Genomic DNA, 21,175 nt, shown 5'->3' with positions numbered 1-21,175 from the left:
ATGTTCCTGTAGATGGACTGATGGTTTTAGTGCGGGAGAACGACGACCTTGCCGCGTGCCCGACCCGATAGCTGGTGTTTCCATGCCTCGTCGAAACGCTCAAAGGCGACAGTACGGTCTATGACGACCTTCAGATTTTGCTCTGCGACTATCGTGACGAGTTCGCCGAGACGTTCGATGAAAGGCTTGGCGTAGAACATGCTCGCCGTTACCCCGTGTTCCCGTGCCTCTGACTCGTCGGGTGGCATGACCGTGGAAACGAGCCGCCCGCCGGTGCGCAGGACTCTGTAGGATCGGCTTTGGGTTTCGCCACCGACCAAATCGAGCACCACATCGATGTCACTGGTTAAGCGCGTGAAATCTTCGTTCTTGTAGTCAATGACTTTCTGAGCGCCCAGGGCGGACGCTATTGCCAAGCCATCACCCGAGGCGGTTACGATCACCTGTGCGCCTGCCATGCAAGCGAACTGGACGGCAAAGCTGCCTACGCCCCCTGCGCCAGCATGGATCAACACCGTCTCGCCGGCTTTCAGCCCGGCGTTGGAAAACAATGCATGCCATGCTGTGATACCTGCGGTAGGAATCGCACTTCCTTGAGCAGCCGAAAGAGCACCGGGTAGAGGAACACATGCGCTGGCGGGTGCCACGGCGAAATCCGCAAGACCGCCACCTGATCCCGCGTCAACGCAGGCAATCACCCTGTCCCCGACATTCCATCGTGTGACAGCCTCGCCGATGCGCTCAATGGTTCCAGCGAAATCGGTGCCGAGGGTTATCGGTAGATCAATCTTGAAAAATTGACGGGCGACCCCTGATGCCACGAGGCCGTCGAGAGGATTGAGAGCAGTTGCCTCTACGCGCACGAGCACGTCTTCTGGACCGATATGAGGCGTGGGTATGTCCTCTATGAGAGGGGCATTTGCGAAACCATGGATGCGTATGGCTTTCATTGTGTGGGTTCCACTTGGATGTAGCAGGGCTTGCTGGTAAATTTTGCACTTGGTGCAAAAAAATATATTGCACTCAGTGCAATATTGCAACCCCGAGCATGTGAGACCGAAGACATGACGTGCGAGCAGAAAGACAATGAGGGCGTTCGCGAACGCAAGCGTCGAGATATGTACCGCCGCATCACTGATGTCGGCCTGAAGCTGTTTTCCGAACGTGGTTATGAAGGGACGACGCTGGATGCGATAGCCGAAGCGTCGGGTATCGCCCGTCGTACGTTCTTCCACTACTTCGCTTCGAAGGAAGAAATCATTCTGGCTTGGCAAAAATCGCTGCCGGATGAGCTAGGCGCTGAGATACGCAAGCAGGGCGTGAAAGCATCCCCACTCGCTACTACTCACGCGGCACTGATTGCTCTGGCTGCACAGATGCATCCGGATGTTGCGATGCTCATCGGGAGAATTGTGCAGACTACGGAGCAGCTTCAGTTGGGCAATCAGGCCAAGTTTCTGCAAATGGAGCACGCCGCCTATGAGGCCTTGCGCGAGCTGTGGCAGGGTGTCGACAGGCAGGCAGGACTACGCCTGGCAGCAATGGCCAGTGTCGGAGCGATGCGCCTTTCCGTCGAAACCTGGATTGCCGATGGCTGTCAGCAGGCGCTCGCTGAGCATCTCGAAGCCAATTTCAAGAGCTTAAGAGCTGAGATGGGTGCCGACTAGAGAGAATGGTATTTTTCATGGTTTTGGAATTCTACATGCCCTACTGGCTACGGTTTTAGGGAGCTGCGCACGCCTGTTGATCATGGAGTGGGAATGATCCCGCGTCCGGCATAAACCGGCACTAAAGCATCTTCAAGCCCGCGTAACTGCGGGCTTTTTTACGTTTTCAGCCTGGCACTGTCTGATCGGTCGCAGCTCGCGTCGCGTACGCGGCGATGAACATGGCGACGGCCGACCGGCAATAGTATTTGATTTCGTTGGCGTCCTCCGCTCTCGCGGACGCTGGCGTGTTTGATCGGTATCGCCCGGGAAAGCCCGTCGACCGCTGAGGCCCTTCATGCACCTTCCCTGTCACCTTTCGCTACGATTGCCGTCTCGGCGGGAACTGAGACACGCTTATCATCGAGCAGTATGAGCTGCGGGTAGCGCAGCCATTCGAAATCAGCGCGGTTGTCATTTGACAACTTTACGGCTCATGCGAATACTGGGGATCACGGATGATTCGTCCAACGCACCCGAAAAAAGAAATCGAAGAATCGCTTAGATATGCTGAAAGTCTGGGGTGGCGCGTAGACGTTGGCGGCAGTCACGCGTGGGGGCGGGTTTATTGTCCCTACAAAGAGGTGCAATGCCGCTGTGGCGAGTTCTGCATCACCTCGATATGGAGCACGCCGAAGAACCCTGGCAATCATGCGCGAGCATTGCGACGTGTCGTGGACAATTGCACTGCGTATCGCAATCGACGCGACGCTGAGGAATAGAACAATGGAATATACCTTTACCTTGAAGTATCAGCTTGCTCACGATGGCGGTGCCATGGATGAACTGGTCGAGCGCCTGGGAGAAGCGGGCTGCGACGATGCCTTGGTGGGTATCGGGCAACCGGGACGGTTAGCGCTTGAGTTCACTCGCGATGCTCCTGATGCGGTCAAGGCGGTGTTCAGCGCTCTGGCCGACGTCCATCGCACGGTGCCGTCGGCAAGGTTGATCGAAGTAGCGCCTGATTTGGTCGGGCTGACCGACGTAGCCGAGATTGTAGGTATGTCTCGGCAGAACATGCGCAAGTTGATGTTGGCTCATCCGAGCACCTTCCCGACGCCAGTGCATGAGGGAAGCGTTTCTATCTGGCATCTGGCGGACGTGCTGAACTGGCTGCAGGCCAAGGGCAACTATTTGCTGGCCCAGAATGTATTGGATGTGGCCCAGGTGGCGCTGCAGGTCAACGTTGCGAAAGAAGGTCGACGGTTACCTGGTATGGCTTGCGAAGAGTTGGACGCTTTGGTTGGCTGACGGAAAAAGCGGTATCGCTTTACTGCGTTTGTGTAGCGTCGAAAGCCATATCGAACCGCAGGTGGGCGCATTCGTGATGCAGTGGGCAACTGCGTTTCAAAGGAAACGGCTACGTTGTTTGAATCATTGAACCATGCCTTGGCCGCCGCTCAGGCGGACCCCGTCGACTTCAACGCCGCGCTACATCCGAGAAATAGAACTTGTCGAGGGTATGCCGTGATTCGGTGTACTCGAACTGCCGGCCGTCCTGGAGAAAGGTCTGGTTGCTGACCACGATGACATGACTTTGACCGTCGAGGTCAAGGTGCTGCTGGTCATCCTTTGCGCACCGGACAGCTTCGATGGTGCGCTGGGCATAGGCAATTTGCAGTTGCAAGGTCTGCTCGATGAAGGCGTAGATCGACCGTTCGGCGATGTCGCGGGTCAGGCCGGGGATCACGTCGCTGACGAAATGGTTGATATCCAGGATCACCCGTTTGCCGTCGATTCGCCGCACACGCTTGATGCGCGTCACCTGGCTGCCGGCGGGTGCCTTGATGTGCTCCAGCAGAGCGCCTTCCAGCGGCAGTTGAGTGAACTCGACCACATCGGTGCTGACATCGTCGCCCAGGCGCGGATACGTTTCCTGGAAACTGACGATTCCGCCGAGTTGGAATTCGATGGGGGACGTCGATAGCACGAAGGTGCCCTTGCCATGGATTTTCTGAGCAAAACCGCGTTCCTGAAGTTGTTCGATGGCCTTGCGTACCGTGCCACGGCTGGCCTGGTAGCTGTCCATCAGTTCGGTTTCCGAAGGCAGGCGGGCGCCACGCTCGAGGCGTTCGGTGGTAATGCTGCTCAGCAGATCATTGTAGATCTGGTTGTATTTACTCATGCAGAGGGCTCTGTACTGCGCTGTTCACCGGGGCGGAACCTTAAGGGCCGAGTGGGGATTTGTCCATTCGGCTGTAATTATTCGACGACAGGAGCGTAGGACGTTTCCTGCTTTGGCGAGGTGTCATCATAAACAATTTCACAACTCGTCTGTACGAGTTGTTGATTTAACTCGTACAGACGAGTACTTTCTCTTCCACGTGCTGTCGACTCTCAATAACAAGAATGACGCGGAAGAAAAAAGCATGAGCCACGATTACTCCAGAATCGCCAGTGAGCTGCTACAAAGCTTGGGTGGCGTCGACAACATCGAGCAGGCCGCCCACTGTGTGACGCGACTGCGCCTGTCCCTCAAGGATGCGGCCCGGGTGGACAGTGCCACGCTGAACCAGATCGACCTGGTCAAGGGCTCGTTTTTTACCGGGGGCCTGTTCCAGGTCGTCATTGGTCCGGGGGAGGTGGAAAAGGTCTATGCCGCTTTGCGCGAGCTGACCGGCCTGGCCGCAGCGACCATTGCCGACGTCAAGCGACAGGGCGCTCAGAAGGGCAACGGCATGCAGCGCCTGGTGCGGGTGTTGTCCGATGTGTTCATGCCCATCCTGCCCGCCCTGGTGATTGCCGGCCTGCTGATGGGCGTCAACAACCTGCTGGGCGCCAAGGGCATGTTCATCGCCGGGCAGACGTTGCTCGATGCCTATCCGAACCTGGATGGCGTCTGGAGCCTGATCAATCTGATGGCCAATACCTCCTTCGTCTTTCTGCCGGCCCTGGTGGGCTGGTCGGCGGCCAAGCGTTTCGGGGGCAGCGAGATTCTCGGCATCGTGCTGGGGCTGATGCTCGTCCACCCGGACTTGCTCAATGCCTGGAACTACGGCAAGGCCGTGGCGGGGCTGGATGGCCAGAGCCTGCCGTACTTCGATATCTTCGGTTGGTTCCAGATCGAGAAAGTCGGCTATCAGGGGCAGATCCTGCCGATCCTGCTGGCGGCCTATGTCATGAGCGTGATCGAGCGGTGGTTGCGAGCCCGCGTGCCCAACGCGATCCAACTGCTGGTGATCCCCATCACCACGATCGTGATCACCGGAGTACTGGCGCTTGCCGTCATCGGTCCGGTCACCCGGCATCTGGGGATCCTGATCACCGAAGGCATGGTGGCGCTGTTCGACCTGGCGCCGGTCATTGGCGGAGCGATCTTCGGCCTGCTCTATGCACCGCTGGTGGTGACCGGGATGCACCATATGTTCCTGGCCGTGGATCTTCAGTTGATCTCGACCCAGGGTGGCACCTTCATCTGGCCGATGATCGTCATGTCCAACCTGGCCCAGGGCAGTGCGGCGCTGGCGGTGTTCTACATGACCCGCAATGCGCGGGACAAGAGCATGGCGTCCACTTCGGCGATTTCCGCCTACTTCGGGATCACGGAGCCGGCGATGTTCGGGGTCAACCTGCGCTACAAATTCCCTTTCTATTGCGCCTTGGTCGGTTCGGCCCTGGGCTGCATTTTCCTGTCGCTGAACAAGATCAAGGCCTCGGCGATTGGCGTAGGAGGGCTGCCGGGGTTCATTTCGATCGTGCCTGACTTCATACCGATGTTTGTGGTCGGCATGGTCATCGCCATGAGCGTGCCCTTTGCCCTGACCTGCGCGTTGAGCATGAAGATCGTCCGGCCGGGGTATCGGGTGGCATGACTTGCGGTGCTTGCACGATGAGGCCCACGAGGCCTGCACAAATCAGACTGAAGGAATCGCACATGCAAGACTGGCAACGCTCGGTGATCTACCAGATCTATCCCAAGAGTTTCTACAGTCACGGCGGCCAGGCCACCGGTGATTTGCTAGGGGTGGTGGACAAGCTCGACTACTTGCACTGGCTGGGTGTGGACTACCTGTGGCTGACGCCGTTCCTGCGTTCGCCGCAACGGGACAATGGCTACGACATCAGCGACTACTACGCCATCGACCCCAGCTACGGCACCATGGCCGACTGCGAGCTGTTGATCACGGAGGCACGCAAGCGTGGTATCAAGCTGATGCTCGATATCGTAGTCAACCACACCTCCATCGAGCATCCCTGGTTCCAGGCCGCCCGCAGCAGCCTCGACAACCCGTACCGCGATTTCTATATCTGGCGGGACCGGCCGAACAACTGGGAGTCCAAGTTCGGCGGCTCGGCCTGGGAATATGAAGCGCAGACCGGCCAGTATTACCTGCATCTGTTCGACCATACCCAGGCCGACCTGAACTGGGACAATCCCCAGGTGCGCGCCGAAGTGTTCAAGATGATGCGTTTCTGGCGGGACAAAGGGGTGGGGGGCTTTCGTCTCGATGTGATCAATCTGATCTCCAAGCCGGTCGACTTCCCTGACGATCACACGGACGGTCGGCGCTTCTACACCGACGGCCCCAACGTGCACCGTTACCTGCAGGAAATGCATCGGGAAGTCTTCGAAGGGTTCGACCTGATCAACGTCGGCGAGATGTCATCCACCAGCCTTGAGCACTGCGTTCGTTATTCCTGCCCGGCCTCCCGCGAACTGTCGATGACCTTCAATTTCCATCACTTGAAGGTCGATTACCCGAACCTGCAAAAGTGGGTGCGGGCCGACTTCGATTTTCTCGAACTCAAACGCATCCTGTCCGACTGGCAGGTCGGCATGCAGGCCGGGCACGGTTGGAATGCGCTGTTCTGGTGTAACCATGACCAGCCAAGGGTGGTGTCGCGGTTCGGGGACGACGGTGAGTACCGCGTGTCCTCGGCGAAGATGCTCGCCACAGCGTTGCACTTTCTTCAGGGCACGCCATTCGTGTACCAGGGCGAGGAACTGGGCATGACCAATCCGGGGTTCGAGCACATCGAGCAATACCGCGATGTGGAAACCCTGAACATCTATCGCCTCAAACGCAACGCCGGAGAGCCCGAAGCCGAGGCCATGGCGCCGATCATGCAGAAGTCCCGTGACAACGGGCGCACGCCAATGCAATGGAGTGCCGGGCCGAACGCGGGTTTCAGCCGGGCCGAGCCCTGGATTGGCATACCTGCCAATGCAGCCTTTATCAATGTGGAACAACAACAGAAAGACTCGACCTCGGTGCTGCATTACTACCGTCAGTTGATCGCCCTGCGCCGCAGCGAAGCCTTGATCCAGGACGGTGTCTATCGCCTGCTGTTGCCTGAACATCCGCACGTATGGGCGTACCTGCGCGAAGGGCAGGGCGAGCGCCTGCTGGTAGTCAGCCATTTTCATGGGAGCGACCGCGAGGTTGAGCTGCCCGAAGGGATCCTCACCGATGGCACGAAGCAGCGCTGGGTGATCGGCAATTACGAGGCCGCTGAGCATCGATACCGACGGCTGCGCCTGCGGCCCTACGAGTCGTTCGTGTTGCACCTGAGCGACTGAATACAACTTCCCCTGACCCAGGCGATGCCTGACAGCGAACACGTTGCGCCAGACGCATTGTGGGCCCTTTGTCGCCAGCCAAATGGTGGCCAAGTGGGGAGTCATGGAGCAGAAAAACAATAAGAAATGATGGAGAGGCGTATGAAAACAATAATAAACCGTGGCCTTGCCGCGTCCTGTATCTGCCTGGCGTTGCCATTCCCGGTTCAGGCCCTGGAGTTTTCCGGCTATCTGCGCAGCGGCGTCGGCAGCGCGACCAACGGCCGTTCTCAATCCTGCTTCCAATTACCTGGTGCGCAGACCAAATATCGGTTGGGCAATGAATGCGAGCAGTACGGGGAATTGGAATTGCGCCAGGATCTTTTCACCCTCGACGACGGTTCGGTGCTGAGCGTGGACGGTATGGCATCGCTGTACAACCGCTATGACCGCACGCCGACCTTTCAGGGTGAGAACGGCTCGGCACGCATGCCGCAGATGTATGCCCAATGGTCGAACATGCCCAGACTGAACGGCGGGTCGCTGTGGGCCGGTCGGCGTTACTACAAACGTAACGACATCCATATCTCGGATTTCTACTACTGGAACCAGAGTGCTACCGGTGGCGGGATCGAGGATGTGCTGATCGGCGGGTTGAAGTACAGCTACGCTTTCTCGCGCAAGGACAACCTTTACCAGAAAGATCCGGTCAGCCGGCATGACTTCAACGTCGCCGGTTTCAAGCCCAATCCCGGTGGTGAGCTGGAATTCGGCCTGAGCTTCATCGACCGGGCGGACCGTCGCGACGCCCACCGCGGCTGGGCCTTGACCGCCCAGCATGTGCAGCAGGACTTCCTGGGCGGCAAGAATAAACTGGCCTTGCAGTACGGTGAGGGTCCCGGCACCGGGCTGGGGTATACCGGCGACACCGGACTGGACGACGGCAACAAGAGTTATCGTCTGGTGGAGTTTTTCGATTGGCAGGTCACACCGCGTTTCGGCGGGCAGGCGCAGGCGGTGTATCAGAAAGACATCCGCCCCGACGGCGCCGACCAGGACTGGGTGTCATTGGGGGTACGCCCGGCGTATGCCATCACCGACCAGTTCAAACTGGTGGCCGAATTGGGCCACGACCAAGTGCAGGCCAGCGCTGGAACGCGCAAGCTGAACAAAGTGACGTTTGCGCCCACCTGGTCGCCCAAGGGGCCGGAATTCTGGGCTCGCCCGGAAATACGCCTCTATTACACCTATGCCAGCTGGAACAAGGCGGCCCAGCGCGCAGCCAATGAACTGGCCGCCGGTTCGGCGCTGTCGGATAGCGGTGTATTTGGCGGTGCGCGGCACGGTTCCAACGTGGGTCTGCAAGTCGAATACTGGTGGAAATGACCCGTGTAGCGCGGGTCGCCGATCTCTGCGTGCCCGCGATGCCAAAAAGAACAGACAGCAGCAGGTGAAGCCTCATGAACACAACTCAACCTTTGCAATTGCTCGCACCGCTGTCCGGTGTCCTGATGCCCTTGGACAGCGTGCCGGACCCCGTCTTCTCCAGCCGGGTAGTGGGAGATGGCATCTGCATCGATCCGACCTCTCAGACCCTTTGCGCACCGCTGGCCGGCGTCATCGGTACGCTCCAGGACAGCGCCCATGCGGTGAGTGTCACCGCGGACAACGGCGTCCAGGTGCTGATGCACATTGGCCTGGACACGGTCAATCTGGCGGGCAAGGGGTTCACCTCGCGGGTGATCATGGGACAACGGGTCGAAGCTGGCCAGCCGCTGATCGACTTCGATGCCGACTACATCGCCCTGCATGCGCGTAGCTTGATGACGCTGATGCTGGTAGTCAGTGGCGAACCCTTCAGCCTGCTCGGGGACGGTGCGGGTTGTATCGAGAGCGGTGCGCCGTTGTTGCGTGTGTGCCCGGCGGAACAAGGTCCCGTCGACGAGGCGCAGCAGGGTGCGGTGCTGTTTTCCAAGCCGCTGATCGTGCCCAATGAAAGTGGCCTGCACGCCCGCCCTGCAGCGGTGCTCGCCCAGGCAGCCAAAGGGTTTGATGCCAATATCCAACTGCATAGGCAGCAAGCCGGCGCCAATGCCAAATCACTGGTCGCGATCATGGCGTTGCAGACGGTCAAGGGCGACAGCGTGCAGATCAGCGCCGCCGGCCCTCAGGCCGAACAGGCCATCGAGGCATTGGAGCACCTACTGCTGTCGGGATGCGGCGAAACGGTGTGCGCGCCGCTGGCGTCGGAGCCGGCCATGACGGTCGAACCGTCGATGCCTGGCCGGCTGCGGGGCGTCTGCGCATCGCCCGGCTCGGCGTTTGGCGAAGTGGTTCAGATCGTCTCCCAGGTGTGGCACATCGAAGAGGCGGGCGTCGGCATCGAGATTGAGCAGGCGGCCCTGAATCAGGGGCTGGAGCAGGCGACTCAAGCCTTGAAGGCATTGCAGGACGAGGCGACGGGCAGTGTCCAGGCGCAGATCTTTCGCGCCCATCAGGAGTTGCTCGAAGACCCCACGCTGCTAGAGCAGGCTCAAGCCTTGATCAGCGCGGGCAAGAGCGCGGCATTCGCCTGGAAAACCGCGACCGAGGCGACTGCTGCGCTGTTCCAGCAAATGGGCAGCGCGTTGCTGGCCGAGCGCGCAACGGACCTGGCGGATGTCGGGCAACGGGTGCTCAAGCTGATCCTGGGCGTACAGGACGACGCCTGGAACCTGCCCGAACAGGCGATCCTCGTGGCTGAGCAACTGACGCCGTCCCAGACCGCCAGCCTCGACACCTCGCGCATCGCCGGCTTCGTTACCGTGGGCGGTGGCGCCACCAGCCATGTCGCGATCCTCGCCCGTGCACTGGGCTTGCCCTCGCTGTGTGGCGTGGCGCACGCCGTGCTGAGCCTTGATAACGGTACCCAGGTGCTGCTCGACGCCGACAATGGCGAATTGCACCTGAATCCGGACCAGGCCTTGATCGAGCAATTCCAGGCCACTCGTGAGCGGCGGCGCCAGCGGCATCAGCGTGACCTCGAACAATCGGCCCAGGCGGCTTGTACCCTTGACGGTCATCGAGTCGAGATCGGCGCCAACGTCAGGTCGCTGCGGGACGTGGAGCAAGCCGTAAGCCTGGGCGGCGAAGGTGTCGGGCTGTTGCGCTCCGAACTGCTTTATCTGGATCGTACACACCCTCCTGGTCATGACGAACAGGCGGCCCTGTACAGTGCCGTCGCCCAAGCCCTGGGGCCTGAGCGCAATCTGGTGGTTCGCACCCTGGACGTGGGCGGGGACAAGCCGCTGGCCTACGTGCCGATGGCTCATGAGGCCAACCCATTTCTGGGCATGCGCGGTATTCGCCTGTGCCTGGAGCGACCGCAGTTGTTGCGTGAACAGTTCCGGGCCATCCTCGCCTGTTCGGGGCTGGCGCGGTTGCACATCATGCTGCCCATGGTCACGCAACTGGCGGAGCTGCGCCTGGCGCGGCAGATGCTGGACGAAGAGGTCCGCCACCTGGGGCTCGAGCAGGCGCCGAAGCTGGGCATCATGATCGAAGTGCCGGCGGCGGCGCTGATGGCCGACCTGTTTGCTCCGGAAGTGGATTTCTTCTCCATCGGCACCAACGACCTGGCCCAATACACCCTGGCCATGGATCGGGACCATCCACGGCTGGCCAGCCAGGCCGACAGCCTGCATCCCTCGGTGCTGCGCTTGATCGCCCGTACGGCCGAGGCGGCTCGAGTCCATGGCAAATGGGTCGGTGTATGTGGCGCGCTGGCCTCCGAACCGCTGGCGGTGCCGGTCTTGCTGGGCTTGGGCGTGGATGAGCTATCGGTCAGCGTGCCGCTGATTCCGGCGATCAAGGCCTGCGTGCGTGAATGGAACCTGAGCGAGTGCCGCACGCTGGCTCAACAGGCCTTGAGCCAGGAAAGTGCCGAGCAGGTGCGTGACCTGCTGCGTACTTATTCATCCACGGCCGCCCCGGCCACCTTGGCCATGGAGTACTGAACATGTTCGACAAACTGCAACAGGCATTCTGGAAAGCCCTGACCCCGGACCTGATCCCGGATACACCCAAGCGGCCAGCAGCGGTCGAAGGGCTGGCGCCGGCCATCATTGCCGCGCTGGGCGGCGCGGAAAACCTCAAGTCCCATCAGCCTGTGGCATTGACCCGGCTGCGGGTGGAGTTGCAGGAGGTGGCGCGGATCGACCGGGCCGGGTTGAGCGTCGCGGGTGTGGCGGCGGTGATGACGCTGGAAAACGGCGTGGTACACCTGATCACCGGCTTGCAAGGTTGACTGTTCGGGGGCTGCTGCGCAGCCCAGCGGGAATGATTCCCCGCCACAAGAGCGGCTAGGTCGAGGCTCGTTCGGCGTCTGCGGATATGGCTTCGCAGCCTGCCTGATCCTCCACACCTCTGACCCATGGCGAGGAAACTTGCTTCCAGAAGCCTTGTGGATAACCACCATGGTTTTATTTTCATTTTTGCCGGCCTTACCGTTTCTCATCTGCGGGTGTATCGTATTCGCCTTTTGCGAGCCCCCGTGGTTCGCTGCTGATTCAATAGGTGGTTGCGTTCATGTCCTTTACCCGTCGCCAAATCCTCGGTGGCCTGGCCGGTCTTGTTGTTGTGGGCGTTGGCGCGGGAGGCGCATCGCGGTATTGGTTGGGTAAGCGGGCGGATGCCGAGGCCGGGCACGATTATGAGCTGATCGCCGCGCCCCTCGATGTCGAGCTGGTGGCCGGGCACAGGACCCAGGCCTGGGCTTTCGGGCCATCGGCACCGGGGACCGAGTTGCGGGTGCGGCAGGGTGAGTGGTTGCGGGTGCGTTTCATCAATCACTTGCCGGTCGCGACCACTATTCACTGGCACGGCATCCGTTTGCCGCTGGAGATGGACGGTGTGCCGTATGTCTCGCAGCTACCCGTGCTACCGGGCGAATACTTCGATTACAAATTCCGTGTGCCGGACGCCGGAAGCTATTGGTATCACCCGCACGTCAACAGCAGCGAAGAGCTCGGACGTGGGCTGGTCGGGCCGTTGATCATCGAGGAGCGCGAGCCTACCGGGTTCAAGTACGAACAGACCCTGAGCCTCAAGAGCTGGCATGTGGATGAGCAAGGGCAGTTCGTGGAATTCAGCATTCCCCGTGAAGCGGCCCGGGGCGGGACGGCTGGACGGTTGGCGACCATCAACGGCGTGCCGCAAGCGGTGATCGACTTGCCGGCCGGGCAGATCACTCGGGTACGCTTGCTCAACCTGGACAACACCCTGACCTACCGCATCAATATTCCGGACGTCGAGGCGCAAATCTATGCGCTGGACGGCAATCCCATCGAGCCACGCCCGTTGGGCAAGGAATACTGGCTTGGTCCCGGCATGCGCATTTGCCTGGCAATCAAGGCTCCGCCGGCGGGCCAGGAACTGTCATTGCGCAATGGCCCGGTACGCCTGGGTACCTTGCGCTCGGTGCCCAACAACGAGGCGCCGACCGCCTGGCCACCCGCGCTGCCGCCCAACCCGGTGTCCGAGCCTGACCTGGCCAATGCCGAAAAACTCAACTTCAATTTCGAATGGGTCGGTTCGGTGTCGGTCAACGTGGACAACGGCAAGCCGCCGAGTCTGTGGCAGATCAACGGCAAGGCCTGGGACATCACCGACAAGACTTGCGCCGACCGGCCGATCGCCACGCTGAAGAAAGGCCAGAGCTACATTTTCGAATTGAAGAACATGACCCAGTACCAGCATCCGATCCATTTGCACGGCATGAGCTTCAAGGTGATCGCCTCCAACCGGCACAAGGTCATCCCGTACTTCACCGACACCTATCTGCTGGGCAAGAACGAGCGGGCGCAGGTTGCACTGGTGGCGGATAACCCTGGGGTATGGATGTTCCATTGTCATGTCATCGACCACATGGAAACCGGTCTGATGGCCGCCATCGAGGTGGCGTGATGCGCCAGATTCGTCCCGCCCGGATCATCGACCGCAGTCGTGACCAGGACTTCATGCGCGAAGCCCTGGCGCTCGCCATACAAGGCGCGGCCCTGGGCGAAGTGCCGGTGGGCGCGGTGCTGGTGCAGGACGGCGAGATCATCGGGCGCGGCTTCAACTGCCCGATCAGCGGCCACGACCCCAGCGCCCATGCGGAAATGGTCGCGATTCGCGCCGCCGCCCAGGCTGTGAGCAACTATCGCCTGCCCGGCAGCACCCTCTACGTCACGCTGGAGCCGTGCAGCATGTGTGCCGGCCTGATCGTCCACTCGCGCATCGCCCGGGTGGTCTACGGCGCCCTGGAACCCAAGGCCGGTATCGTGCAGAGCCAGGGGCAGTTTTTCAGCCAGGGGTTTCTGAATCATCGGGTGATGTTCGAGGGCGGGGTGCTGGCTGAGGAGTGCAGCGCAGTGTTGAGTGAGTTTTTCAGGGCGCGTAGGGCCAAATCGCAAGGTTGAATACATAGCCCTGTGGCGAGGGGGCTTGCTCCCGCTGGGCTGCGCAGCGGCCCCAAACCATTCAACACATTGCCTTGGGAAAAACCAGTTGGCAGGCTTTACGGTGCTGCGCAGCCGAGCGGGAGCAAGCTCCCTCGCCACAATGATTGGCAGCCCTGAAGTGAACATGGACTGGCTCACATAGGAGGGCTATTTACGCGCCACAATCACCGCCCGCATCGGCGCCGGCAGGCCTTCGATGGTTTTGCTGTGGTCCGCAGGATCGAGGAAGTCACTCAATGACTGGTACTTCATCCACTCAGTGCTGCGTTGTTCCTCGACACTCGTCAGGCTCACGTCCACGCAGCGCACGTCGCTGAAGCCGGCGCGGCGCAGCCAGCGTTCCAGGGCCGGCACCGAGGGCAGGAACCAGACGTTGCGCATCTGCGCGTAGCGGTCCTCGGGGACCAGCACCTGATGCTCGTCGCCCTCGATCACCAGGGTTTCCAATACCAGCTCGCCACCCTTCGCCAGGCAGTCTTTCAGAGCCAGCAAGTGCTCGATGGGTGAGCGACGGTGGTAGAACACACCCATGGAGAACACGGTGTCGAAGCCTTCGAGGTCTGGCGGAAGGTCTTCGAAGGGGAACGGCAGGTGCCAGGCGTTGGGCTGTGACAGGTAGCGCTGTACGGCCTGGAACTGGCAGAAGAACAACCAATTGGGATCAACGCCGATCACTGTGTCGGCGCCGGCGCCGAGCATCCGCCACATGTAGTAGCCGTTGCCGCAGCCCACGTCCAGGATGCGCTTGCCCTTGAGGTCAAGGTGCGGTGCGACCCGCGACCACTTCCAATCCGAACGCCATTCGGTGTCCACGTGCACCCCGAACAGGTCGAAAGGGCCTTTTCGCCACGGCGACAAACCCATCAAGGCTGTACGCATTTGTGCTCGGGTTTCGTCAGCGCAATCGGTGTCGAGGGTCAGGCCATTCAGCAGGTCGATCTCGGTCGGTTGCAGGACTGGCAAGGCGTCGAGGGCGCTCTGCCAGCGCTCCAGGTCGCCGTGCCCCTTTTCCATCTTGCGGTCGAGTTGCGTCTGCAGCGTCGCGGCCCAGTCGGCCAGGGGCGTGCCGGCCAGGCGGCGGGAGAGGGGGGACAAATCGATCATGGCAGGGCAATCAACGAGGCGAAGTTCAGGCATTGGAACCATGGCACGACTTTCGAGAACCCGGCCGCCAGCAGGCGCTCGCGGTGTTCTTCGAGGCTGTCAGGCTTCATGACGTTTTCGATGGCGCTGCGTTTCTGGGCGATTTCCAGCTCGCTGTAGCCGTTGGCACGTTTGAACGCCACGTGCAGGTCGGTGAGCAGGGCGTGCTCTTGGGCATCGTTGAAGCGCAGCTTTTCCGAAAGGATCAGGGCGCCGCCGGGCAACAGGGATTGGTGGATGCGGCTCAACAGGGTCGTGCGCTGGTCCGGGGCGATGAACTGCAGGGTGAAATTCAAGGCCACTACCGAGGCCGGTTGGAACGTGAGCGCGAGGATGTCGCCCTCGATGACTTCCACCGGCAGCAGTTCCTGGAACATCGAATCCTGGCCGTTGAGGTATTCGCGGCAGCGCTCGACCATCGCCGCCGAGTTATCCACAGCGATCACCCGGCATCCATCGGTGCGCACGTGGCGGCGCAGCGCCTGCGTCACGGCACCCAGAGACGCGCCCAAATCATAGAGCACGCTATTGGGCTGTGCGAACTGCGCGGCGAGCACGCCGAGGTTTTCGACAATGGTCGGGTAGCCCGGCACCGAACGCTTGATCATGTCCGGAAACACCCGCACCACGTCCTCGTTGAAGGCGAAGTCCGGCACTTGGGCCAGGGGTTGGGCGAATAGGCGGTCGGGCTCTTTGCTCACGGCGGTTCCAGCGGAATGGGTGGTGAAAAGGCCGGCATTTTAACCAAAAAAACTGTAGGAGCGAGCTTGCTCGCGATGGCGGTGTGTCTGGAGGCAAGAATGTCGACTGACGGATCGCTATCGCGAGCAGGCTCGCTCACGCATTAATCGGTGATTCAGTAAGGTTTTCGGGTGAAAGCAGACGCAGTGATCCCCCACTGTCCCAGCCAATAGCTGACGATGATCAGGTAAGGGGCGGTCTGGAAGGGTGATACGAACCGGTTGATACCGATCAGGCTGTCAGAGAACACGAACGCCGCTGCTCCGGCGGCGGCCAGCCAGGCGGAGCGCTGGGGGACATCGGTGCCCAGTCGGGCCAGTGCTCGCCAGAGCATGGCGCTGATGACCAGGCCGTAGACCAGCACCGGCACCAGCAACGGCCCGAGGCCACTGGAGATCAGGATAGCCAGGAGCATCGCGCCTATCCCCAGGGCCAAGGCCAGTGGCAGCAACGCCTGGCGGCGACAATCGCTCAGGTAGGCTTTCAAATAGGCCAGATGCGCCAATAGAAACGCGCTCAGCCCGAACACGAACAGATCCCCCGGCCAAGCCAGCAACACATCGCCGACCACCGAGAAAATCAACCCGAGGCTGATCCAGCGTCGGTATTCGCCGGGCGGCGCATCATGCAGCCAACCGAGCAGCGCCAGTACCGGCATCGGCTTGACCAGCAGGCACAGCAACGTGGCGTGAACGCTCAGGCCATACAAATAGGTGGCCGCACCCATCAACGCGAGGATCAGCCAACCCATGCTCAGTTCACCGCAATGGCGCAGTCGAAGGTTTCCACGGGTGGGACTTCAGGCGCCCAGGGTTGTTGATAAGTCAGGCGCAGGCGACCGGTGCCTGCGGCGAATGCCTGGAAACGCCAGGTCGATACGCCGGCCGCGCCAACGATGCCGGCGTCCTCCGGGTTGCGATACACCTCGGGGCCCAGGCTTTTCAACACGCCGCCGGCCGAATCCTGGATCGCCCAGCGATAACCGGTGGTGGGGTTGCTGGGCAGGCTCAGGATCAGGTTCTGTCCGCTATTGAGGCGCACCGGGCACTGGCTCATTTTCTCCACGGTTACGTTGTGTTTCGGTTGCGTTGCGCAAGCGCTCAGCAGGGCGAGGCTCAAGGGCACGAGCAGGCGGGTGGGCGACATAAAGGCTCCGGCATTTGCGACGAATGGGGGAGCATAACCGAAGATGCTACTGGGTGTGTCAGGTGGGCATGGGGTGCTGCAGATGACGCCATCGCGAGCAGGCTCGCTCCCACAGTGGTTTTGTGTCGTTCACATAATGGTGTTCGACACATATCCCTGTGGGAGCGAGCCTGCTCGCGATGGGGTCAGTTCAGTCGCTACATAACCCTCAGAACAACACCTTCACCACATCCGCAAACCGCTTGGCGAAGTGCACCGTGACGCCTTCCTTGAGGTAGTCCGGCAGTTCTTCGAAGTTGCCCCGGTTGGCTTCCGGCAGGATCAGTTCGTTGATTTTCTGTCGCCGCGCCGCGATCACTTTTTCGCGCACGCCACCAATCGGCAGGACGTGTCCGGTGAGCGTCAGTTCGCCGGTCATGGCCACGCCTTTCTTCGGCGGCTGGTTGCGGGCCAGGGAGAGCAAGGCGCTGGCCATGGTCACCCCGGCGCTCGGGCCATCCTTGGGCGTGGCACCCTCCGGTACGTGCAGGTGGACGAAGGCTTCGTCGAAGAACTTCGCATCACCGCCGAACTGTTTCAGGTGCGAGCTGACATAGCTGTGGGCGATTTCCGCCGACTCTTTCATCACCTCACCCAACTGGCCGGTCAGCTTGAAACCGCGGTTAAGGGTGTGGATGCGCGTGGCTTCGATCGGCAACGTCGCCCCGCCCATGCTGGTCCAGGCCAGGCCGGTGATGACTCCGACGCCGGACAGCACCTGCTCGTTGCGGAACACCGGTTTGCCCAGGGAGGCTTCGAGGTCCTTCGGCCCGAGCTTGATGACGGCTTTCGGGTCGTCGATCAGCTTCATCACCGCCTTGCGTACAAGCTTGCCGAGCTGTTTCTCGAGCTGTCGCACCCCGGCTTCTCGGGCATAGCCGTCGATCAAGGCCTTGAGGGCGCTGTCGCTGATGCTCAGGCTGCCCTTGGAGACACCGGCCTTGGCCAGTTGCTTGGGCCACAGGTGACGCTTGGCGATAGCGACTTTTTCTTCGGTGATGTAGCCCGACAGGCGAATCACTTCCATCCGGTCCAACAGCGGGCCGGGGATCGAATCGAGGGTGTTTGCGGTGCAGACGAAGAGCACTTTCGACAGGTCCAGGCGCAGGTCCAGGTAGTGGTCGAGAAATTCGACGTTCTGCTCCGGGTCGAGGGTCTCCAGCAGTGCCGAGGCCGGGTCGCCCTGGTAGCTCTGGCCCATCTTGTCGATCTCGTCGAGCATGATCACCGGGTTCATCACTTCGACGTCCTTGAGCGCCTGCACCAGTTTGCCCGGCTGGGCGCCGATGTAGGTGCGCCGGTGGCCCTTGATCTCGGCTTCGTCGCGCATGCCGCCGACACTGAAACGGTAGAACGGACGCCCGAGGGACTCGGCAATGGACTTGCCGACGCTGGTCTTGCCCACGCCCGGCGGGCCCACCAGCAGCACAATGGAGCCGCTGATCTCGCCTTTGTAGGCACCGACGGCGAGGAACTCCAGGATCCGATCCTTGATATCGCCCAGGCCGGCATGATGCTGGTCGAGTACCTTGCGCGCATGCTTGAGGTCGAGCTTGTCCTGGCCGTACACGCCCCACGGTACCGACGTCGCCCAATCGAGGTAGTTGCGGGTGACGGCGTATTCCGGCGAGCCGGTTTCCAGGATGGACAGCTTGTTCATTTCCTCTTCGATGCGCTTCTGCGCCTGGGCCGACAACGCCTTGCCTTCCAGGCGCTGCTCGAACTGTTCGAGATCGGCGCTGCGGTCATCCTTGGTCAGCCCCAGTTCTTGCTGGATGACCTTGAGCTGTTCTTTGAGGAAGAACTGGCGCTGATGTTCGCCGATCTTATTGTTGACCTCTGCGGAAATCTCTTTTTGCAGCCGCGCCACCTCGACTTCCTTGCGCAGCATCGGCAGGACTTTTTCCATGCGCTTGAGCATGGGCACGCAGTCGAGCACTTCCTGCAGCTCACTGCCGGTGGCGGAGGTGAGCGCGGCGGCGAAATCGGTCAGGGGCGAGGGATCGTTGGGACTGAAGCGGTTGAGGTAGTTCTTCAGTTCTTCGCTGTACAGCGGATTGAGCGGCAGCAGCTCCTTGATCGCGTTGATCAGCGCCATGCCGTAGGCCTTGACCTCGTCGGTCGGCTCGCTCGGTTGGTGCGGGTATTCGACCTCCACCAGATAGGGCGGGCGATGGTGCTTGAGCCAGGTGCGGATGCGTACGCGGGTCAGGCCCTGGGCGACGAATTGCAACTTGCCGCCTTCGCGACTGGCGTGGTGCACCTTGACCAGCGTGCCGTACAGCGGCAGCGCCGAGGTATCGAAATGCCGCGGGTCTTCCTGGGGCGTGTCCATGAAGAACAGCGCCAGGGAGTGATGTTCGGACTTGGCCACCAGTTCCAGGGTCTCGGCCCAGGGTTCTTCATTGACGATGACCGGCAATACCTGGGCCGGGAAGAACGGACGGTTGTGAATTGGAATGATGTAGACCTTGTCCGGCAGGTTCTGGCCGGGCAGCGCCAGGCCAGTGCCGGTGGAGCTGTGTTCGATGTGTTCGGAATCAGCGTAGTCGTTCTTGGCTTCAGTAGAGTGCTGGTCGCTCATGGGGCACCTGCGCAATGGAGTATGGGTCTTAGATGGGGCAGGTGGGGGGTGGTTTCAATGGTGGGTGATTGTTAGTGGGTGTTTCATCAGCCGTTGTTCAGTTTTGCGACAGTTCGTAGGCAAAAGGGGTGATTGTGGTGAGAAAGCCCGCTTCCCCACCACATTGTGTTTCACGCGACCTGGTTCAGATCGTTATGGCGCGTTTCCTTCAGACACAGCACCGCGATCACGCTGAGCAGCGCAGCGGCGGAAACGTATCCGCCGACATAACCCAGGCCACCCATCGCCACCAGTTTCTGGGCGAAGAACGGAGCGGCCGAGGCGCCGACGATGCCCCCCAGGTTGTAGGCCGCCGAGGCGCCGGTATAACGCACGTGCGTCGGGAACAGTTCTGGCAGCAAGGCGCCCATGGGGGCAAAGGTCACCCCCATCAGGAACAATTCAACGCACAGGAACAACGCCACGCTTGCGGTCGAGCCCTGGGTCAGCAAGGGCTCCATGGCGAAACCCGAGGCAATCGCCAGCACGCCGCCCACGATCAGTACCGGTTTGCGCCCGAAACGGTCGCTTGCCCAGGCCGACAATGGCGTGGCGGCGGCCATGAACAGGACGGCAAAGCACAGCAGGCCGAGAAATGTCTCGCGGCTGTAGCCGAGGGTGGCTACGCCGTAGCTCAAGGAAAACACCGTCGAGATGTAGAACAGCGCGTAACACACCACCATCGCCGCCGCTCCGAGCAAGGTCGGCGCCCAGTACTGGCTGAACAGCTCCACCAGCGGCACCTTCACCCGCTCCTGGCGCGCCATGGCATTGGCGAACACCGGGGTTTCATGGAGCTTGAGCCGGACGTAGAGGCCGACGACCACCAGCACCGCGCTGAGCAGGAATGGAATCCGCCAGCCCCAGGAGCGGAATTGCTCGTCGTCCAGGCTCATGGCCAGCGTCAGGAACAGCCCGTTGGCTGCAAGGAAGCCGATGGAAGGCCCGAGTTGTGGAAACATGCCGTACCAGGCGCGCTTGCCTTTGGGGGCATTCTCGGTCGCCAGCAGTGCCGCGCCGCCCCATTCACCACCCAGCCCAAGGCCTTGGCCAAAACGCAGCAGACACAGCAGGATCGGCGCCCAGGCGCCAATACTGGCATAGCCGGGTAGCACGCCGATCAGCGTTGTGCACACGCCCATGAGCAGCAGCGAGGCCACCAGTGTGGATTTGCGCCCGATCCGGTCGCCGAAATGACCGAACAGCGCAGACCCCAGCGGACGGGCAAGAAAGGCGATGCCGAAGGTCAGGAACGACGACAACATCTGTGCCGTACCCGAGGTTTGCGGGAAGAACACCGGTCCGATCACCAGGGCGGCGGCCGTGGCGTAGACATAGAAATCGTAGAACTCGATAGCGGTGCCGATGAAGCTCGCGGTCGCCACGCGGCTGGCTGAGTTGGTCGGCTGGACAGGCACAGCGTCGTTGCAAGTGATGGTTGTCATGCGGTGATCCCTGACAGTCATGTGCTCCGTTGGAGCGAATTATTATGGTCGAACACCCAGGGATGTGGGCAGATGCCCTGTCGCTGTTTCAGGTAGGAACAGTCGCAGGGTTGAGGCGGATTTCGGCGATGGTCTGGCCGGAACCGGCTGAGTGCGGGGTAAGCACGGGGTTCGGGCGGTGCTGGGTAAGCGGGGTGAGTATAGAAAGGAGGCTAACGAATCGACAAGGGCGTTTGTACTCAATAGCGATGCCTGCGCAAACCCTGTGGCGAGGGAGCTTGCTCCCGCTGGGTTGCGCAGCAGCCCCTATACCGAGCACTGCGGTGTGTCTGATTGACCGCATTCAGATG

18 protein-coding genes are annotated in these 21,175 nt (G+C 61.0%); 10 read left to right on the top strand and 8 right to left on the bottom strand.

The annotated features are described in order from the left end of the window. Positions 1-26: 26 nt before the first annotated feature. Positions 27-950 carry an NADP-dependent oxidoreductase gene (locus tag ACLEJQ_RS01060; RefSeq protein WP_343456437.1) on the bottom strand — a complete coding sequence of 308 codons (924 nt, stop codon included), beginning with the start codon at positions 948-950 and terminating at the stop codon, positions 27-29. 168 nt (positions 951-1,118) lie between these two features. On the opposite strand from ACLEJQ_RS01060, the gene ACLEJQ_RS01055 reads away from it, so the two are divergent. The 3 genes from ACLEJQ_RS01055 to ACLEJQ_RS01045 all read left to right on the top strand — a co-directional run bounded on the left by ACLEJQ_RS01055 (position 1,119) and on the right by ACLEJQ_RS01045 (position 2,957). Then, entirely contained in the window at positions 1,119-1,667 is a 549-nt protein-coding gene (locus tag ACLEJQ_RS01055) for a TetR/AcrR family transcriptional regulator (RefSeq protein ID WP_440791361.1), read from the top strand. A gap of 497 nt (positions 1,668-2,164) precedes the next feature. Then, a complete protein-coding gene (locus ACLEJQ_RS01050) occupies positions 2,165-2,428 on the top strand; it encodes a hypothetical protein (protein ID WP_440791360.1) in 264 nt (87 codons plus the stop codon). Between the two features lie 4 nt (positions 2,429-2,432). Next, a complete protein-coding gene (locus ACLEJQ_RS01045; RefSeq protein ID WP_440791358.1) occupies positions 2,433-2,957 on the top strand; it encodes a helix-turn-helix transcriptional regulator in 525 nt (174 codons plus the stop codon). A 169-nt stretch (positions 2,958-3,126) separates the two neighbouring features. On the opposite strand, the gene treR is transcribed toward ACLEJQ_RS01045, so the two are convergent. Further along, positions 3,127-3,831, bottom strand: coding sequence for a trehalose operon repressor (treR, locus tag ACLEJQ_RS01040; RefSeq protein WP_440791356.1), 705 nt, complete (start codon positions 3,829-3,831; stop codon positions 3,127-3,129). A gap of 244 nt (positions 3,832-4,075) precedes the next feature. Between treR and treP the strand changes: the two genes are divergently transcribed. The 7 genes from treP to tadA all read left to right on the top strand — a co-directional run bounded on the left by treP (position 4,076) and on the right by tadA (position 13,646). Continuing rightward, positions 4,076-5,518 (top strand): PTS system trehalose-specific EIIBC component, encoded by a 1,443-nt coding sequence (gene treP, locus ACLEJQ_RS01035; protein ID WP_440791354.1) that lies wholly within the window; start codon positions 4,076-4,078, stop codon positions 5,516-5,518. A 62-nt stretch (positions 5,519-5,580) separates the two neighbouring features. Beyond that, positions 5,581-7,227, top strand: coding sequence for an alpha,alpha-phosphotrehalase (gene treC, locus ACLEJQ_RS01030; RefSeq protein ID WP_440791352.1), 1,647 nt, complete (start codon positions 5,581-5,583; stop codon positions 7,225-7,227). 141 nt (positions 7,228-7,368) lie between these two features. After that, complete coding sequence (locus ACLEJQ_RS01025; protein ID WP_440791350.1) at positions 7,369-8,592, top strand: maltoporin; 1,224 nt, start codon at positions 7,369-7,371, stop codon at positions 8,590-8,592. A 74-nt stretch (positions 8,593-8,666) separates the two neighbouring features. Then, entirely contained in the window at positions 8,667-11,201 is a 2,535-nt protein-coding gene (gene ptsP / locus ACLEJQ_RS01020; protein ID WP_440791348.1) for a phosphoenolpyruvate--protein phosphotransferase, read from the top strand. Positions 11,202-11,203: 2 nt separating this feature from the next. Further along, positions 11,204-11,491, top strand: a complete 288-nt coding sequence (locus ACLEJQ_RS01015) for a PTS transporter subunit EIIB (protein ID WP_440791346.1) — start codon at positions 11,204-11,206, stop codon at positions 11,489-11,491. Between the two features lie 281 nt (positions 11,492-11,772). Continuing rightward, positions 11,773-13,149 carry a multicopper oxidase family protein gene (locus tag ACLEJQ_RS01010; protein WP_440791344.1) on the top strand — a complete coding sequence of 459 codons (1,377 nt, stop codon included), beginning with the start codon at positions 11,773-11,775 and terminating at the stop codon, positions 13,147-13,149. After that, a complete protein-coding gene (tadA, locus tag ACLEJQ_RS01005; RefSeq protein WP_440791343.1) occupies positions 13,149-13,646 on the top strand; it encodes a tRNA adenosine(34) deaminase TadA in 498 nt (165 codons plus the stop codon). Before ACLEJQ_RS01010 ends, tadA begins: the two co-directional genes overlap by 1 nt. Positions 13,647-13,835: 189 nt before the next feature. On the opposite strand, the gene cmoB is transcribed toward tadA, so the two are convergent. From cmoB to ACLEJQ_RS00975, 6 genes are all read right to left on the bottom strand, one after another. Further along, positions 13,836-14,792, bottom strand: coding sequence for a tRNA 5-methoxyuridine(34)/uridine 5-oxyacetic acid(34) synthase CmoB (gene cmoB / locus ACLEJQ_RS01000; RefSeq protein ID WP_440791341.1), 957 nt, complete (start codon positions 14,790-14,792; stop codon positions 13,836-13,838). Continuing rightward, positions 14,789-15,532 carry a carboxy-S-adenosyl-L-methionine synthase CmoA gene (cmoA, locus tag ACLEJQ_RS00995; protein ID WP_440791339.1) on the bottom strand — a complete coding sequence of 248 codons (744 nt, stop codon included), beginning with the start codon at positions 15,530-15,532 and terminating at the stop codon, positions 14,789-14,791. The genes cmoB and cmoA overlap by 4 nt, the downstream gene beginning before the upstream one ends. A 155-nt stretch (positions 15,533-15,687) precedes the next feature. Further along, entirely contained in the window at positions 15,688-16,323 is a 636-nt protein-coding gene (locus tag ACLEJQ_RS00990; protein ID WP_440791337.1) for a lysoplasmalogenase, read from the bottom strand. Between the two features lie 2 nt (positions 16,324-16,325). After that, positions 16,326-16,718 (bottom strand): protease inhibitor I42 family protein, encoded by a 393-nt coding sequence (locus tag ACLEJQ_RS00985; protein WP_440791335.1) that lies wholly within the window; start codon positions 16,716-16,718, stop codon positions 16,326-16,328. Between the two features lie 208 nt (positions 16,719-16,926). Further along, a complete protein-coding gene (lon, locus tag ACLEJQ_RS00980) occupies positions 16,927-19,341 on the bottom strand; it encodes an endopeptidase La (RefSeq protein WP_440791333.1) in 2,415 nt (804 codons plus the stop codon). 170 nt (positions 19,342-19,511) lie between these two features. Further along, a complete protein-coding gene (locus tag ACLEJQ_RS00975) occupies positions 19,512-20,825 on the bottom strand; it encodes an MFS transporter (protein WP_440791331.1) in 1,314 nt (437 codons plus the stop codon). Positions 20,826-21,175: the final 350 nt, after the last annotated feature.

Source organism: Pseudomonas sp. SMV71 (assembly GCF_052042015.1).
Classification (GTDB): Bacteria; Pseudomonadota; Gammaproteobacteria; order Pseudomonadales; family Pseudomonadaceae; genus Aquipseudomonas.
This window is presented reverse-complemented; position numbering and strand designations above follow the sequence as displayed.